Here is a 16,179-nt window from a genome sequence, read left to right as displayed (position 1 = left end):
TAGATATATTTATTATAACAAAAGATACATGCGAAACGCTTCAATCACCTTTTTTAAGATGCTAGCATTTCGCATGTATCAAAAAATGATGTTTAGTAGACTTATCTTGGACGTTCATCAGGAAACGATGAAGACTCTAACACATACCTGCCTTCTCCTTCAGAACTAGAAGATGAGCTAGAACTAGAGCTTGATGAGGATGAAGATGAGGATGAACTTTCATCACTAAGGTTCCAATCTTCTTCATAGTCTAGTGGATGCACACTAATACAAATTGTTGTTTCACCCATTACTTCTACAATTACTTCACGTTCTACTACAATTTCAAATTTCGTACCACATGGAGAGATTATCGCTTCAATACAATTTGGTTCTTGTATCACACGTACACGAACATCATCACCAACACTAATTTCACCTTCTCGATAGTGAAGCTTCACTTTGTCTTTATAGTGAACCGTTTCAGAAAACACAGCTGTTTTCGAATGATTACTATAGGCATACCATACATTGACATCAAATTTCCCTGTTACTTCTACAAATTTCCCAACTTTTTTTGCAGAGCAAGTATGATTGATTACCCAGCATCCTAAAATACTTGTCGGTTTATTTGTTGGTGATAATGTCACACGTTCTTCCGTTCTCTTCTTCCCTTTGGCAACTACTGCTTTCGTCACGATTTGTCGTAAACGTTTCAGCGCAATTCCTCCTTCGACTCTTTTCACTCCATCATATGCAGGTAGCGCCCATTGGGTGAACATATATTTTTAGAGAATGAAATGGATCATTTAAAACTTTTCTGTGAGAGGCCTAAGATAGCCGCTGTAAGCTTCAATAGAAGAAGACGTAAAAAAAGCTCGAATGACAGCATTCGAGCTTTGATTTCTATCATCTTTTAAGAGCAGCTACCTGGCTGAGTGTTTTCTACATACGAGCCGGTTTCACCACGAAGTACATCGCCACCAGTTGAACGAATAATTTCATTTGTTACATTATTTGCGATTGTATTCGAAACAAGTTGCAATAAATCATTTACATCGCCTTGTGATTCTTTAAATTGTTGTACGACTGGGATGGCATTAATTTCTTCTTCGATTTTGGCAATTTTATCTTCAATCATTTTTAATGCTTTTTCTTTCCCTAAGTGTTGGAAATTAACAGCTTGTTTTTGTAAGCTTTTTAAACTTGCAATACGTTCACGTACATGTTGATTTTCATTAATTTGCGCTTCTGCTTTTTTGAAAAATTCAACCTCTGGCGTATTCGCAATCATATGTGCAATTTCGTGTGATTTTTTAATTAAATCTTCTTTTGTATATAAGACTTGTGTCATTTACGCTTCCACCTTTTCATTTTTTACGACTTCTACAAATTCACCAGTAAGTGAATAAGATGTAGTCTCTGTTATTTTTACTTTTACTAATTGACCAATTACTTCTGCTGGTGCTTTAAAGTTAACTAAACGATTTTTCCGCGTATAGCCCGCTAGCACATCGTCGCGCCGTTTACTTGTTCCTTCAACTAATACTTCGACAACCTCGCCATTTAAACGCTCTAATGCTTTGCGTGAGTATTCGCCCACCACTTCATTTAAACGTTGAAGACGCTCTTTTTTCACCTCTTCAGGTACATTGTCGATCATTTTCGCAGCTGGTGTGCCTTCACGTGGAGAATAAATATACGTAAACGCTGCCTCAAAGCCGACTTCACGGTACAAGGACAATGTTTCCTCAAACTGCTCCTCTGTTTCATTCGGATAGCCAACGATAATATCTGTTGTTAATGTTACTTCAGGAATTGCCGCTTTAATTCTATCCACTAAACCGAGGAAATGTTCGCGTGTGTATTTACGCGCCATAATTTTTAGCACGTCATTCGAGCCAGATTGTACTGGTAAATGGATGTGCTCCACTAAATTGCCACGTTTTGCAAGAACTTCGATTAAATGATCGTCAAAGTCACGTGGATGACTCGTTGTAAAACGGATCCGTGGAATATCAATCTTTCTTAATTCATCCATTAAATCTCCAAGACGATAATTTATATCCTCAAAATCTTTGCCATATGCGTTGACATTTTGTCCCAGCAACATAATTTCTTTGTAGCCCGCTGCCGCTAGCTCACGAACTTCAGCAATAATCTCCTCTGGTCGGCGACTACGCTCTTTACCACGTGTATACGGAACAATACAGTACGTACAGAACTTATCGCACCCATACATAATATTAACCCAAGCCTTAATGGAACCAAGACGTTTTTTCGGCAGATTTTCAATGACATCGCCTTCTTTAGACCAAACCTCTATGACCATTTCTTTCGACATGTAGGCTTCTTTTAAAATGTTTGGCAGACGGTGAATATTGTGTGTACCAAATACCATATCGACATGTGGATAGCTTCTTAAAATTTTATTAACCACAGATTCCTCTTGCGACATACAGCCACATACCCCTATTAGCATCTCAGGGTTTTTTCGTTTATATTTCAGCAGGAAACCAAGTTCTCCAAATACTTTGTTTTCTGCATTTTCACGAATAGCACATGTATTTAGCAAGACAACGTCAGCCTCTTCAATCACCTCTGTTGGTGTGTAGCCTAGCTGCATAAAAATCCCTGCCATTACTTCTGTGTCATGCTCATTCATTTGGCAGCCATAAGTTCGAATATAGAAAGTGCGATCTTTGCCCATTCCTGTGAACTCTTCTGCAATGCTAAAATCCTTATGATACTTGACATCTTCTTTCCCACGTTTTTTAGCATCTTTTAAGGAAGGAGCTGTAAAGACCCTCTCAAAATATTTACTATAATCCTTTTCAGGCTTGTCTTCTTTTTTGGGTTGATTGACTTGTTGATTTGCTAAGCGTTGTTCCTCATTCATCGCAATCAGGTAACTCCTTTCAAACGAAATCCATGCACTTGAATTCCCATTTTATTATTATACTGAATAGTTGATACTTCCTACAAGGTTTGCGCCTCAAATGTCGTGGTTTCGACTTAATTATATGAAGATAGGCGTAATTATCCATCAGCTCTGGCGTTCTATCCTGAAAGTTTTAAAGCCCTATCCTTCATTTCACCTATGCTAACCATTGCTTTTGTTAAAATACTTGCTGTATTTTATCTGTAAATATGAATGATACAATTTCAGCTTTATCCAACGCTTTATATTCATATCTTCTTTATATAGTAATGCATCCGTGTATTGCCCATCTTTCTTTAATTGCTTTGCTTCTATTTTTAATTTTTCATTCTTCATGTATTTAAATAACGTTTTTGGAGGAAGGAGTGACCATACATGCTTCGTCTGGACATATGTTCGTTCATGATGAACTTGGAATAAATAATCATCCACCACATATTGCATTAAATTATACCCGCTTGCGGTCACATAGTAGCTTGAAGCCCCTGGGCGCAAATTCATTTCAAATAGCTTGTATTTCCCATCCCTGATATCATATTTCATATCAAAATTAGCAAAGCCTGTATAGCCGATGTCCTCTAAAAAATACCGAATGGATTCCATTAGCTGTTCATCATAATCGGTCATGACCGCTAAAGAAATGCCTTTGTTTTGTGGAGAGGGATCTTCAAGTAGCTTGTTGCTTACACACATTAACTTTACTTTTCGATCCCTTCCTACATATACGTCTAGAACACGTATATAGGAATCATCGCCTGGAATAAATTCTTGAACGATTAAGGTGTCTTGATAGCTAGAACGATAAATACAGCGAATGATGTGCTCCATCTCGTCGGCATCATGCACTAGATATATTTTTTTCTTTTCAGGAAAGGAACAGTTCGTATAGGTCACGGCATTGGAAGGTTTAATAATAATGGGATACTGGATAGGGAGGTCTCTATTTGGATGATGTTCCTTTGTTATGATGATGGTTTTGGGGTATTTTAACTGATATTTATCACAAAGCTGGTAAAACTTTTCCTTAGTTTGGACCATTTTTAGTAAAGCCTGATCTATATAAGGTAAAATAAAGTACTTTTCAAGCTTCTTTTTATTTTCAATGATAAGCTCAGCATAGTAGCAGTCACACACTAATAGAATCAATTTCTTTTGCTGGCACTGCATGGCTACTCTGACTAGCGCTTGTACAAATAGGGCTGGGTCATCTAAATGTTCAACATATTGAAAATCCAGAATACCGCTATTTTGCGTTGCAATTCCCTGAGTGCCCCCCAAAAAGATTGAGCGCATCGATCTTCCTTTTTTAGCTGGCTCAATGACAAGACTTTTCACGCGATAGGCTGCATAAAAAGAGCGGGCTACCCCGTAGGCATGTTGACCCGATTGTATAATAATTGGCAAAAAGGGTTGTTCTTTTATGGATGTCAATTGGACTCTCCTCACATTAAAAAAATGAATTTAATCATGTGTATGCGAGCTAAATTGTAGTTATGTAATACGAGTAAAAGGCACTATATCGAAGCTGTAGTGCCCTATACTCAACCTATAATGTAATCATTTTTTTAACTCGCTGTTCAAAGGAGACAACGGCTTGAACGCCATGACTCTTTAGTAGCTCTGTATTAGCAGATGTAAATTTACCTAAATCGTCTGGGAAATGTGCATCAGAGGATACAGTAAAAGCAACTCCATGTTCAAGTAAGGTTTGTAAAAAACGAGGGCTCGGGCACATTTCCTGTACAGGGTAACGATAATACAGCCCGGCATTGATTTCAGTGGCGGTTTGAGTAGATGTTAGTGCCTTTGCAATACGTTTATACCAAGCTTCAAGAAAAGCACGATCCTCCACCTGATAATTAAATACTTTAAAATTATCTAAATGGGCAACAAAATCAAACATATTGGAAAGAATCATTTTCTCAACTACTTTAAAAAATCGCTCATAATTTTGTTGTAAAGAAAGTTGATCCATTTGCTCAAAAAGATATTGTGTTTGCGGATTATCAAAGCCCCACCCATCGACAAAATGGACAGAACCAATTACATAATCCCAAGGATAACCAGCTAGTAAAGCCGTTAATTTCTCCTCTCCACCAACAAAATAATCTGCCTCTATACCAAGTCTCAGCGTAATCCCATGTTGACGCCATTTTTCCTTTGCCTGCTGAATGGACGCCACAAAAGCATCTATGTTTTCTGTCATCACACGATCCAGCCAATAGCGCTGTACCTGCCCAATTTCACTACCATCCAGTCTCATATAGCGCTCAAAATAGGCACGCGTTTCTTGAAAACGATATAAGTGATCGACAATACCAACCTCACGTAAGCCAAGCAGCTTTGCCTGTTCGAGATATAAATCCAACCATTCCTCACTATAACAGCCATTTTTCACGCGCTGTGCTAGCCGCTGTAAATGACAGGTCATTTGTTGCTTAGAGCCTTTTTCCGTTTCATCATCCGAATGAAAAAACTCCAGTGCCTGCGATGTACGCTCTAGCCAGCGAAATGAATAAGGCCCCTCTTCTAAATGTACGTGATAATCAATTGTCATCAGTTCTTCCCTCCATTACATATCGTCCATTTTTCCTCATAAGCCTGCCATTCTAATGGACAAGTGCTTTCGCAAAGAATTTCTGTACATTCATCAAGATGACAGATTTGAAAAAATGATTTGCCATTAATTTTGGATCCATCGGCTAATAAATAACTCACTTTGCTATGCTTGAGCATTTTCTTAGAAATAAGAGATTCATCCAAATCGTAATCATAAACAATGCCCTCACTCATACCACCACACGATAGAAAAGCCTTATCAAAATTCATATTATCTAGCATTTCTAACGTCATAGCACCTGCAACGGAAGATTGTTTTGGATTCGCCGTGCCCCCTAGTAATATGACCTTGCCTGTCATGCGTCGTTCTTCTATGGCTAAATTAAATTGAATAGCTGCTGCAATTGAATTCGTTACAACCGTTATATCTTCAACAGCTAGTAAAAAATCGGCTATATGTACTGTTGTAGTACCTGTGTCTACTGCAATAGTATCGCCGTCGCAAATGCGTTTTGCTGCCATCTGAGCAATTTGTCTCTTTGCGTCCTTGTGCATTTGTAGCTTGCGTAAAAATACCGGTTCATTGCGTACATTCGTATATTTAATAGCCCCACCATGAACCCTTGATAATAAATGCTGTTGCTCTAATTCATCAAAGTCTCGGCGAATTGTTTCTGGTGCCACCTGAAGGGCATCGGCAATATTAGCAACAATAATTTTTCCTTCTGTATCTAATTGTTTTAAAATAAATTCAAATCTTTCCAGTTTAGCGTAAGTCATGATAGCGCAATCACATCTTCTTGTGCGACATAACACTTATAGGATTTTCCCATTTCAATCGAGTACCCTTGTTGATGCAGTTGTTCCATTGTAAACGGCATTTCTCCTTCAAACGTAGTACGAATAATATTGCCGCTCATTAATGATTGTTTGGCAATTCCAGAGAGACACAAGTCTCCATCTCGTTGATCGAGATGCAGTGCTTCAGGTCGTATGGCAAATTTAGTGGATTGACCTATTAAAGATTTGCCAAGCATTTTTTCTAAAGATTGGCGTGGAAAAACATTATAATGACCGATGAAGTTAGCAATAAATTCATTATTTGGTCTCGTATAGATTTCCGTTGGCGTACCTGTTTGGGCAATGTTGCCATTATTCATAACGAATATTCTATCCGAAACAGCCATTGCCTCCTCCTGATCATGTGTAACTAGAATCATAGTCATATTTAATTTTCTTTGAATTGATCGTAAATCTGCTTGAAGTTTTTTACGAATTTGAGCATCGAGCGCGCTAAGTGGTTCATCTAATAGCAATACTTTAGGACGGACAATTAATGCACGAGCCAGAGCAACACGCTGCTGTTGACCTCCAGATAATTCTTTTGGGTAAGCATTAGCTTTCTCACTTAGATGAACAAGCGCAAGCATTTCATGAACACGCTGCTCCATATCTGTCTTATTGACTTTTTGCATACGCAAACCAAAAGCAACATTTTCGTGCACAGTCATATTTGGAAAAAGTGCATAGGATTGAAAGACCATACCTACTTGACGATCCTTCGGTTGTACGCCACTCATATCTTTTCCTTCAATCGAAATCTTACCTGCCGATGCATCTGTTAAGCCCGCAACAATCCGCAAAATGGTACTCTTTCCACAGCCACTAGGACCTAATAGTGTGATAAATTCCCCCTTTTGTATTTCCATATGAATATTGGTTAAAACAGATACTTGTCCATATTTTTTATGAAGCCCTTCAATAATAAGATAACTCATAGATTTGTAGCACCTTTCGATCGTTTCGTTACGATTGCAATGACGAATGTTAAAAGACCCATTAGCACGAGATAGATGAATACAACTGCACTAGCTATATGTCCACTTGTGCTAAGCTTTTTCATTAAATAAATTTGAACGGTTTCAAAGCGAGAACCGACAACAAGATTAATTAAGACAAACTCACCGAATAAGACTGAGAAGGATAACAATGCTCCTGCAAATAAGCCCGGATAAACGGTAGGCAGTAAAATTTTTGTGAATGCCTGCCTTTTCGAGGCACCTAGCAATTGTGCCGCATCAAGTAGCTGTCTCGCATCTATATTTCTTAAACTATTTCGTGTACCTTGATAGATATAAGGAAGAATCCCCACAACATAGGCACCTAAAACAACGAATATCATCGGTATACCTATTTTGCTATAAACGCGTATAAGCCCAACAGCTAAAATAATGCCTGGAAAAGAATACACCATCACCACTGCCATCTGTATCCACTTTTCATATTTAGGAAAGTACAAGACAATGACAAAGATGGCTGGCACAATGACAAGGAGTGCGATACTAACTGCACCACCTGCTAAAAGTACTGAACGACCAAATGCCTGAATAAAATCGGTATCCCGAAACAATGTAGCAAGCCATTTTAGCGTAAGTCCCTCTGGCAATATCGATTTATTCCATTTTGTTGCAAACGCATAGAGCATTGTTGCTAACACAGGTAATAGTAAATACCCCACTAGCAGAAGGAAAAAGAAATCAGCCAAACCACGCTTTTTCATTTTACTTTCCTCCTTGTTTTAGAGATGCTCCATTCACTGATAAGCATGGCAGTCACCATTGTCACTGCTAATATTACTGCAATGGCGCTGGCTAGCTCTGGCTGAGCAAAAATATCACCTTTTATTAAGGAGCCAATACGAATCGCCACTAAATTATAATTACTGCTTGTTAATGCATAAGCAGAGGCATACGCACCCATGGCATTGGCAAACAATACACTAAAGGTTCCCACAATTCCTGGCAGCATAACAGGGATACCAATTTTCATCCAAAATTGCCAGCTGGATGCCCCTAGAAGGGCTGCTGCCTCCTTCCACTGTTGCTGAATCCCATCATAAATGGGGTAGAGCAGCATAAGCGATAATGGCAGCTGAAAATAAATATAAATAAGTAACAATCCGCTCCAACTGTAAAGTGAAAAGGACGTCAACACATCAATATCCCATTTGTCAAATAACAATGTAAATAAACCACTATTGCCAAGTAAAACGATAAAAGCAAATGCTAGCGGAATACCTGAAAAATTGGAGGTTAAGTTCGTAAGTATTAAAATCTTCTCCCGTACTGGCTCTGAAAACTTCATCATGGCATAAACCGCGAACAATGTGATAAGTAACGCAATCATAGCCGAGATAACAGATAATGTAATACTATTTTTAAAACCTTGGAGAATGTAGTCGTTCGTAAAAATCGATTCATACTGCTTCAATGTAAAGCCCTCACTATTTTGAAAGCTTGTAATGAGCATATATAGTAGCGGTACTAAGAAAAACAGTAATAGTAATACAAGAAAAGGCGAAAGCCAAGCAATGGATTGCCGCTTCGATATCAACACACTCACTTCTTTCTATAAATGACTTGCAGCTTTATGGGGATAATAGCCGCTCCTTACAATAAGAGCGACTACTACTATTTAAACCTCTTTTGCTGTAAACACACCGTCTAATAGCAGTGGCACCATATCATCAGCAGGCTTGATATTTAATAAATGACAGCACAGTGGTGCAACTTGTAATTGCGAAATAATGCCTTCTTTTATACCAGCCTTTACAGCATCTGAAATGACAAATAGCGGAACATGACGATCCTCATGCGTTGTGCCGCCATGATTCCCATCTCTTGTCATGCCATGATCAGCCGTAACGATCACCTCATAGCCCTGTGCCATACACTTTGGAATAAATAATGATAATAAGGCATCCATCGCTAAAACACGATTGCGATATTGGGCAGAATCCGCCGTAAATTTGTGACCATCATCATCGACATTCATTGGATGAATATAAAGGAAATCAGGCTGCTTTTGATCCATTAACCATATTGCATCGGCAAACACATGACTATCTGGATAATGATCCTCAAAATAAAATATACCGTTGTCAATTGGTAATTGTGTATCGAGTTGTATTCTGTCCTCCATATGATTGAATGGTGCTCTATTATAAAGCTCACTCACCCAATAATAGGCGGAGGCTGCTGTAGATAAACCGTGCTCCTTTGCGACATGAAAGACACTTTGCCCGTTCGATAAACGCACTGTCATATTGCTGGTAACGCCATGGACAATAGGGGGAGTACCCGTTAAAATCGTCTCATACAATGGTCTCGATAAAGATGGCACCTCTGAGCAAATCTTATAGCGAGCAGCCACCTGACGCTCGACTAGATGGTGTAAGAATCCCATATGTGTACAGGCTGTATCAAAGCGTAATGCATCGATGACAATGAGAACCACTTTGTTATTTTGCATGGATTAACACCTGCTCTTGATAAAGTTGAGGGATTTGCTTTGTTGTTTCTTCCCATTTCTTTTGATCTTTTACTGGCTGTGCATTCGTATACATATCAGCTGGTAATAATAAATCCTTTACATCTTGTGGAAGTTCTACGTTGTCTCGAATCGGACGAGCATAGCCTTTTGCTAAATTTTCTTGACCAGCGTCAGATAAAATGTATTCACGTGCTAGCATGGCAGCATGTGGGTTTTTAGCATATTTATTAATAACTGTTGCATAACCAGAAGTAACAGATCCTTCCTTTGGTATCACTACATCAAAGCGCTCCTCGTCGATTTGGTGACGATAGCCTAATGCATTAAAATCCCATAAAATCGCAACATCGATTTCACCTTTTTCTAGGTTCGCTACTGATGGATCCCCCTGTAAACGACCTTGCTTCGCTAATTCAGCAAAGAAATCTATACCTGGCTGTATGTTCGACTCATCTCCACCAAATGCCATAGCAGCTGCTAATATGGCAAACTGTGCTTGGTTAGCTGTTAATGCATCCCCAATACTGACTGTGTAATCTCCATTTTTCAGATCTTCCCATGATGTTGGAGCATTCTTCACATTATTTTTATCTGTCAAGAAAGAAATGGTGCCTGTATAGCCAACAATCCAGTGTCCTTCATCGTCTTTAGCCCAATCAGGTATTTCATCCCAATATGATGTTTTGTATGGTAATGTTAAGCCCTTGTCCTTAGCGATTGGTCCAAAAGCAATCCCGACATCTCCAATATCTGCTGTAGCATCTTCCTTCTCTGCTTCAAACTTCGCTAACTCCTCGGCACTCGACATATCCGTATCCTTGTGTTTGATGCTATATTCAGTCCCGAGTTCCTCCCAGGTTTCTACCCAATTCGCCCATGTATCTGGCATACCAACAGAATTAACAGTGCCCTCTTCCTTTGCTTTTTCTGTAATGTCCTCAAGCGATAAATCCTTGTTTACCTCATTTGCACTAGATGAACTGTCAGAACAAGCTGCCAACATGGAAATGGCTAATGCTCCAATTAGACTTTTTTTCCACAGTTTATGAATTGCCATGTGTTGGACCCTCCATTTGTTTTGCTTTATTTTTATTTGCTTACAAACGTTATGTTATAAAACAAACATTAAGCAAGTATGGAGATGTTAAGAATGTTTAGTAAAAATTATTGAGGAATTATAAATATCTATGAATTTAATGAATAAATGAAGTAGACTTGTAAAGCTGAAGGGGGAAGATAAGGAAAAACCTAAGTATGTGTACGTTTGCTTTACAGACGTACACATACTTAGGTTATTTGGAGAGACCTAAAAAATCAGCATATGTATGCGGTTCATTTTCCTTGAGAATTGTTAAAAATGTAAATGCCAGTTGCACAACTGACCACCATCTCATATTGTAGGTCATTTCAAAACGAGAGGGCTCTAATGAAAAGACATCTTGAAAAATATCTAGCGGTTCTATTTGCTCATCCTTTAAAATGGATAGAAAACCAAGAAATAACGTATGATCTTTGACTTCAATTAGTTTGTCTTCTACAAGAGCATCAATATTTTCAGGCTGCTGAAAATTACACTGAGTTGCAACATAACGTTCTAAATCCTGCGCACGCTTTCGGTCTTCACGTTCCTTTTTTTTTGCAATAAAATCAATGACGTTATTCACGTCCATCGCCTCTTTTTTTCTTTTATTGTAGCATTTTTTATAGAAACATTGCCTGAAAGAGCCCTTTATCCAATCCACTTAAATGGTTTGTTTTTTATTAAATTCCTCTAAAAAAGTAGCCAATTTGTGAAATTCCACAGAAAAGCTTTCTTCTCCAATTGCGCCTTTATTTCTATAGAAAAAGTCCTTTATAAGGATAATTAGTTGTAAAACCTTACCTCCAATAAAAAGGACTAACTTTATTCTAGGGTAAACATAAAGGCCTTCAATAGAGCAATGACTTTAACCTATACCTGAAGTGAATTGAAAAAATAGGCTATCATTCCATGCTCATAACAGGAATAGTAACTGTCACTTTCCCTCCTCCCGTTATCGAATCATTAGTGAGTGTCAATACCCCATCATGCTTTTTAATAATTGACTCTGCAATATAAAGGCCCATACCATGATGATTTGTTGTGTTTCTACTTTGGTCTCCACGATAAAATTGTTTGGTAGCCTCTATTAAATCTTTTGATGAAAAACCAGTACCACTATCTTTCACAGTAAAATGAATAACATCTTCCTTTCCTTGAACAAATAAAGTAACTTTGCCGTTATTTGGTGTGTGCTCAACTGCATTGACAATCACATTTAATAGAGCCCGATAAAAAAGCTCTTCCTCTATCATAATGGAAGTAGGTAGCCTGACCTTTTCTACACTAACTTCAAGATTTTTTTCTAAAGCAAGAGCTTTCATTTGTTGTTCGACCTGTTGAATAAAAGAATGCATGGCTACATTTGATTTTGATGTGACAATACCTTGCTCCATATTCGAAAGATCCATTAATTGCTTTGTGAACTTTTCAATTTCAACCGTATTTTTTAATATATATTGGTTATATTCTTTTTGTATTTCGTCTAGTGCAGTGTCCGATAAAAGCTCGGCATTTCCCTTAATAATTGTCAATGGTGTTTTCAGGTCATGTGCCAGTGCTGATATTTGTTCTCTGCGCAATCTTTCTGCCCGCCATTGCTGTGTCAAAGAAGTATTTAATGCTTCCTTCATTTGTTCGAAGGAAAGAGCAATATCATCAATTTCTTGAATTCCAGATGGTTGTAAATGAAATGCCAAATTCTGATGTTGTATTTTTTCAATAGCTTCTTGCAAGCCCATCATTTTTTGTTTTAGTCTTCTGCCAAAATGAACAGCAAGTACCGCTGCTTGTACAACAACTCCAATAATAAAAACTAATAAAACCGTTAATTGCGGGTTAGGTAAATAATTTCTTATGATCGCAGATCGATACTCAGGGACTAAACTATAGCGTAAAATACATACTTCCTGTTCGCGCTCAATAAATGCATAAAATCGAGAACTTCCTTGCTTCTCTCCCTTTTGTTTTAAATGCCATGCATAGGAAGCCTCTTCTTTTGTTAAATTGCCTGAAATAAATTCTCCCTGCATAGAAACCACTGCATAATCTACAAGATCAGGGATCATCTCGTCCGTTACCGAGCTGCTTGTCGCAATTCGGTCTTTTGCTAAAGTGATTTGTGTCTCTGCATAATTTGCAGGTAAAATAATATTAGCTGAAAAGGCAAACATAAATAGACCTATTAATAGAGCTACTAAAAGAATGATGCCAATGCAAAGAAAAAATAAATATCTCAGGAAAAATGTATGCAGATGTGTTCCTTTCCTCGGTTTTATGGTTTCCACTTATAGCCAATCCCCCAAACCGTATCAATAAGTTCTATATCAAATGCATGTAACTTTGAACGAATATTTTTAATATGCTCTGTTATCGCTGTACTGTCACTTTTGCCATCAAATCCAAAAATCGTTTCGTATATTTGTTCTTTAGAGAATACTTGCCCGCGATGACGTGCTAAAAATTCACATATTTCATACTCACTTTTGGTTAACAGAACACGCTCATTTTGAACAAATAGTTCTTTACCGGAAAGATTAAAATGAACTTTACCATTAAAAAGGATATTCCGTTTCTCTCTATTTTCACGTCGAATATGAGCATTGACCCTTGCCCTTAGTTCTCCAATACTAAAGGGTTTGATTAAATAGTCATCTGCACCCAAACCAAGACCAAACATAATATCTTCCTCTAAGGATTTAGCGGTAAGAAAAAGAATTGGACAATCTACAGCATGGCGAATTTGCCTACATAACGTAAATCCATCAATAGCAGGCATCATAACATCAAGCAAAATCAAATCATAGGAACCTAGCTCCATCTTCTCTACTTCTGTCGAATTAGACACAATGCTTACTAAATGTTCATCTTCCTGTAGTGCATTTTTAATCAGCATTAAAATATCAACTTCATCATCAACTACTAATATATTTGCCATAATCAACCATCCATTCCCACTATTCAGATGCTCTACCTTCCCATCTCCAAAACCATAAGCAAGACAATGCAAATGCTAATATGATTCCGCCTAAACACCAAACTATGCTAGTCTGGATACTTGCCTCGAGCCATGTTAAATTTGTACCCGCCGATGCTAAAATCCATAAAGTAACAAAGTGACCGCTCCATCCATACGGTAAAAACGGCCAAATAGTATCCCCTAAACCAGTAAGCAACAAAGCAACCAGCAGAGCTTCTACAATACCTAAACCAATCGAAGCACCTTTCCCAAATTGTAAGCTCACAAATAAATGTAAGATATAAAAGATAATATGGCTGCCGAATATAATACAGGCAGCAATACTATAAAATAAATAGTCAAAATCTAGTTCATGTAATAGTTCTCTAAAACCAATACTAAAAATAGCTACAGACATAAAGATGGCTCCAAAGCTATACATCAATAATAATACAAGCTTACTCAGATATGCCTTTATTTTTAATTTTGTTGTGACTAGCATGCTTTGATAATGACCTGCATTTGCCTCCTGCTCGGATGCCATTGCACATACTAATCCTATAATCATAGGTAGTCCACACGCTAAGCCTTGAAAATAGGCAGTTATTTTTCCATGAGAATCCCATGGTGAATAGGAATAGTAAGCTAAAAACAGTCCAGAAATAGCTATGGGGACAAGTAGATGTGTAAGTAACAATTTCGTGCGTTTTGTTTTAAGACATTCTGCTTTCAATAATCGTAACATGTCCATTTGCTATTTTGCCTCCCTTTTTTGAAACCACTTTGTTGTGAGAAAACTTATTATGATAAACCAAGCAATTGTTATCAATAAGCCAGGAAATATAACATCTTTATCGAGTAAAGAACTTCCTTCAGGTACAGGCAGACCATTTGGTAATATGCCGAGGGTTGAGCATAGTAAACGTGCACCAATCGTAAATGGATAGCAATACCATAGCTCTCCATCAGCAAATACTACAATCCCTACGATATTGGCCACTACATTAAGCAAAATAGCCAAATAGGTCCCTAATTTAGCTGACAGAAAAAGACATAAAGGAATTTGCCACAAAAATGTTACGAAAATAACTAGAGAACTTAATAAGCTGCTTGTTATTGGTAATGTATGACCAAATAGCCAGCCCCCTGCTGTAATTCCTCCAAAGAACATACTAGTGATAAGGAAAAGCCATACACCTGATGAAAGTATTTTTCCTAGCCAAACTTTTTTGAGGTCAAGCGGTAGTGCCAGTATACTATGGTATTTCAACTTCTTATCTTTTTCGACCACTAAGGCACAGCAAATCGTCAGTGCACCTGGCAGTAGCATCGTATACCACCAGTTATAAGCACCTGTTTGAAAGTAAGCACCTCCCATAAGTACAGCGCTTAAAAGTAAGGTTATAAGAGGCGTAAGCCAAAGAAGTTTGGGAATAAAAGTTCGCTTCCATTTTAATCGTTCTGCTTTTATGATGGCTAACATGCTAGTGACCAGCCTTTCTGTTGGCAGTGACAACCTGCATAAAGAGTGATTCTAATTCATGACCTTGTGGAGCTGGTCCCTGATAGCCCAGCTTGCCATCAGCAATAATGCCAATATCATCCACGACTTGTTCTACCTCATGCAAAATATGACTTGACAAAATAACAGTGATACCTTGTTCTGGAAAGGAGCGAATGAGCTTACGCAGCTCTTGTATACCAATTGGATCCAAACCATTTGTCGGCTCATCTAAAATTAACAGCTTCGGTTTGTTTAACAGTGCAATGGCTATACCTAATCGTTGCTTCATCCCTAAAGAAAACTGACCTGCTCGTTTTTTCCTCGTGTTCGTTAAATCTACAATTTCCAATACTTCGTCAATCCGACTTTGCGGTAAGCCTAACGCGATCGTTCGAACTTTTAGATTTTCTTTAGCTGTTAAATTATCATACAAGGGTGGTGTTTCAATTAAGGCTCCGATATTCTGCAGATCTTTTCGAGTCCATAAATGTCCATTAAAAATGATATCTCCTTCATTAGGTCGTAGCATGCCCGTTATCATCTTTAAGGTTGTAGATTTCCCCGCTCCGTTCGGTCCAAGTAAGCCATATACCGTATTGCGTTTAATTTCTAACGATAAATTGTCTACGATTTTTTGTCCTTTAAACGTTTTATTAAGATTGTTTGTTTTCAAAATCAAGTCATTCATAATTAGTCATCATCCTTTCAATGACCTTAGTGTAAAAAATAAATATAAGGATTTTATAAGGATCATATCAAATACTCAAAGTGGCTATGCATTTACCCACGATCAAACACTTACTAAAGCACAAAAAAAGCATTTGGAA

The 16,179-nt window shown here is 37.8% G+C and carries 17 protein-coding genes; all 17 read right to left on the bottom strand.

Features of this window, described 5'->3' with window-relative positions; genetic code table 11:
• Positions 1-101: 101 nt before the first annotated feature.
• Complete coding sequence (gene cotE, locus MKZ14_RS05595) at positions 102-761, bottom strand: outer spore coat protein CotE (RefSeq protein ID WP_176408483.1); 660 nt, start codon at positions 759-761, stop codon at positions 102-104.
• A 134-nt stretch (positions 762-895) separates the two neighbouring features.
• Complete coding sequence (locus MKZ14_RS05590; RefSeq protein ID WP_036080276.1) at positions 896-1,333, bottom strand: RicAFT regulatory complex protein RicA family protein; 438 nt, start codon at positions 1,331-1,333, stop codon at positions 896-898.
• Entirely contained in the window at positions 1,334-2,878 is a 1,545-nt protein-coding gene (gene miaB / locus MKZ14_RS05585) for a tRNA (N6-isopentenyl adenosine(37)-C2)-methylthiotransferase MiaB (RefSeq protein WP_312123960.1), read from the bottom strand.
• 204 nt (positions 2,879-3,082) lie between these two features.
• On the bottom strand, positions 3,083-4,351 hold the full coding sequence (locus MKZ14_RS05580) for an ATP-grasp domain-containing protein (protein WP_333006177.1): 1,269 nt from the start codon (positions 4,349-4,351) through the stop codon (positions 3,083-3,085).
• A 115-nt stretch (positions 4,352-4,466) separates the two neighbouring features.
• Positions 4,467-5,477, bottom strand: a complete 1,011-nt coding sequence (locus MKZ14_RS05575; RefSeq protein WP_333006178.1) for a histidinol phosphate phosphatase domain-containing protein — start codon at positions 5,475-5,477, stop codon at positions 4,467-4,469.
• Entirely contained in the window at positions 5,477-6,259 is a 783-nt protein-coding gene (locus MKZ14_RS05570) for a DeoR/GlpR family DNA-binding transcription regulator (RefSeq protein ID WP_016991950.1), read from the bottom strand. The genes MKZ14_RS05575 and MKZ14_RS05570 overlap by 1 nt, the downstream gene beginning before the upstream one ends.
• The gene (locus MKZ14_RS05565) at positions 6,256-7,257 is read right to left on the bottom strand and encodes an ABC transporter ATP-binding protein (RefSeq protein ID WP_333006179.1); all 1,002 of its coding nucleotides are present in this window, start codon (positions 7,255-7,257) and stop codon (positions 6,256-6,258) included. Before MKZ14_RS05565 ends, MKZ14_RS05570 begins: the two co-directional genes overlap by 4 nt.
• Positions 7,254-8,039 carry an ABC transporter permease subunit gene (locus MKZ14_RS05560; RefSeq protein WP_036080291.1) on the bottom strand — a complete coding sequence of 262 codons (786 nt, stop codon included), beginning with the start codon at positions 8,037-8,039 and terminating at the stop codon, positions 7,254-7,256. Before MKZ14_RS05560 ends, MKZ14_RS05565 begins: the two co-directional genes overlap by 4 nt.
• The gene (locus tag MKZ14_RS05555) at positions 8,036-8,881 is read right to left on the bottom strand and encodes an ABC transporter permease subunit (protein WP_312123965.1); all 846 of its coding nucleotides are present in this window, start codon (positions 8,879-8,881) and stop codon (positions 8,036-8,038) included. Before MKZ14_RS05555 ends, MKZ14_RS05560 begins: the two co-directional genes overlap by 4 nt.
• A 72-nt stretch (positions 8,882-8,953) precedes the next feature.
• Complete coding sequence (locus MKZ14_RS05550; protein ID WP_333006180.1) at positions 8,954-9,790, bottom strand: alkaline phosphatase family protein; 837 nt, start codon at positions 9,788-9,790, stop codon at positions 8,954-8,956.
• A complete protein-coding gene (locus MKZ14_RS05545; protein WP_333006181.1) occupies positions 9,780-10,868 on the bottom strand; it encodes an extracellular solute-binding protein in 1,089 nt (362 codons plus the stop codon). The genes MKZ14_RS05550 and MKZ14_RS05545 overlap by 11 nt, the downstream gene beginning before the upstream one ends.
• A gap of 235 nt (positions 10,869-11,103) precedes the next feature.
• Entirely contained in the window at positions 11,104-11,481 is a 378-nt protein-coding gene (locus MKZ14_RS05540; protein WP_333006182.1) for a 2-oxoglutarate ferredoxin oxidoreductase subunit beta, read from the bottom strand.
• Positions 11,482-11,794: 313 nt separating this feature from the next.
• Complete coding sequence (locus MKZ14_RS05535; RefSeq protein ID WP_333006183.1) at positions 11,795-13,177, bottom strand: HAMP domain-containing sensor histidine kinase; 1,383 nt, start codon at positions 13,175-13,177, stop codon at positions 11,795-11,797.
• Positions 13,165-13,827 carry a response regulator transcription factor gene (locus MKZ14_RS05530; protein ID WP_333006184.1) on the bottom strand — a complete coding sequence of 221 codons (663 nt, stop codon included), beginning with the start codon at positions 13,825-13,827 and terminating at the stop codon, positions 13,165-13,167. The genes MKZ14_RS05535 and MKZ14_RS05530 overlap by 13 nt, the downstream gene beginning before the upstream one ends.
• Positions 13,828-13,846: 19 nt before the next feature.
• On the bottom strand, positions 13,847-14,599 hold the full coding sequence (locus MKZ14_RS05525; RefSeq protein WP_333006185.1) for a lantibiotic immunity ABC transporter MutG family permease subunit: 753 nt from the start codon (positions 14,597-14,599) through the stop codon (positions 13,847-13,849).
• A 3-nt stretch (positions 14,600-14,602) separates the two neighbouring features.
• Entirely contained in the window at positions 14,603-15,331 is a 729-nt protein-coding gene (locus MKZ14_RS05520; RefSeq protein ID WP_333006186.1) for a lantibiotic immunity ABC transporter MutE/EpiE family permease subunit, read from the bottom strand.
• A 1-nt stretch (position 15,332) separates the two neighbouring features.
• Positions 15,333-16,040: a lantibiotic protection ABC transporter ATP-binding protein gene (locus MKZ14_RS05515; protein WP_333006187.1), complete on the bottom strand. Its 708-nt coding sequence runs from the start codon at positions 16,038-16,040 to the stop codon at positions 15,333-15,335.
• Between the last annotated feature and the right edge of the window lie 139 nt (positions 16,041-16,179).

Source organism: Lysinibacillus sp. FSL P2-0066, from assembly GCF_037969495.1.
GTDB lineage: Bacteria > Bacillota > Bacilli > Bacillales_A > Planococcaceae > Lysinibacillus > Lysinibacillus boronitolerans.
This window is presented reverse-complemented; position numbering and strand designations above follow the sequence as displayed.

Coding starts and splice junctions, on each gene's coding strand:
- cotE (WP_176408483.1), bottom strand. CDS start 761: ATGTTCACCCAATGGGCGCTACCTGCATATGATGGAGTGAAAAGAGTC.
- MKZ14_RS05590 (WP_036080276.1), bottom strand. CDS start 1,333: ATGACACAAGTCTTATATACAAAAGAAGATTTAATTAAAAAATCACAC.
- miaB (WP_312123960.1), bottom strand. CDS start 2,878: ATGAATGAGGAACAACGCTTAGCAAATCAACAAGTCAATCAACCCAAA.
- MKZ14_RS05575 (WP_333006178.1), bottom strand. CDS start 5,477: ATGACAATTGATTATCACGTACATTTAGAAGAGGGGCCTTATTCATTT.
- MKZ14_RS05570 (WP_016991950.1), bottom strand. CDS start 6,259: ATGACTTACGCTAAACTGGAAAGATTTGAATTTATTTTAAAACAATTA.
- MKZ14_RS05565 (WP_333006179.1), bottom strand. CDS start 7,257: ATGAGTTATCTTATTATTGAAGGGCTTCATAAAAAATATGGACAAGTA.
- MKZ14_RS05560 (WP_036080291.1), bottom strand. CDS start 8,039: ATGAAAAAGCGTGGTTTGGCTGATTTCTTTTTCCTTCTGCTAGTGGGG.
- MKZ14_RS05550 (WP_333006180.1), bottom strand. CDS start 9,790: ATGCAAAATAACAAAGTGGTTCTCATTGTCATCGATGCATTACGCTTT.
- MKZ14_RS05545 (WP_333006181.1), bottom strand. CDS start 10,868: ATGGCAATTCATAAACTGTGGAAAAAAAGTCTAATTGGAGCATTAGCC.
- MKZ14_RS05540 (WP_333006182.1), bottom strand. CDS start 11,481: ATGGACGTGAATAACGTCATTGATTTTATTGCAAAAAAAAAGGAACGT.
- MKZ14_RS05530 (WP_333006184.1), bottom strand. CDS start 13,827: ATGGCAAATATATTAGTAGTTGATGATGAAGTTGATATTTTAATGCTG.
- MKZ14_RS05525 (WP_333006185.1), bottom strand. CDS start 14,599: ATGGACATGTTACGATTATTGAAAGCAGAATGTCTTAAAACAAAACGC.
- MKZ14_RS05520 (WP_333006186.1), bottom strand. CDS start 15,331: ATGTTAGCCATCATAAAAGCAGAACGATTAAAATGGAAGCGAACTTTT.
- MKZ14_RS05515 (WP_333006187.1), bottom strand. CDS start 16,040: ATGAATGACTTGATTTTGAAAACAAACAATCTTAATAAAACGTTTAAA.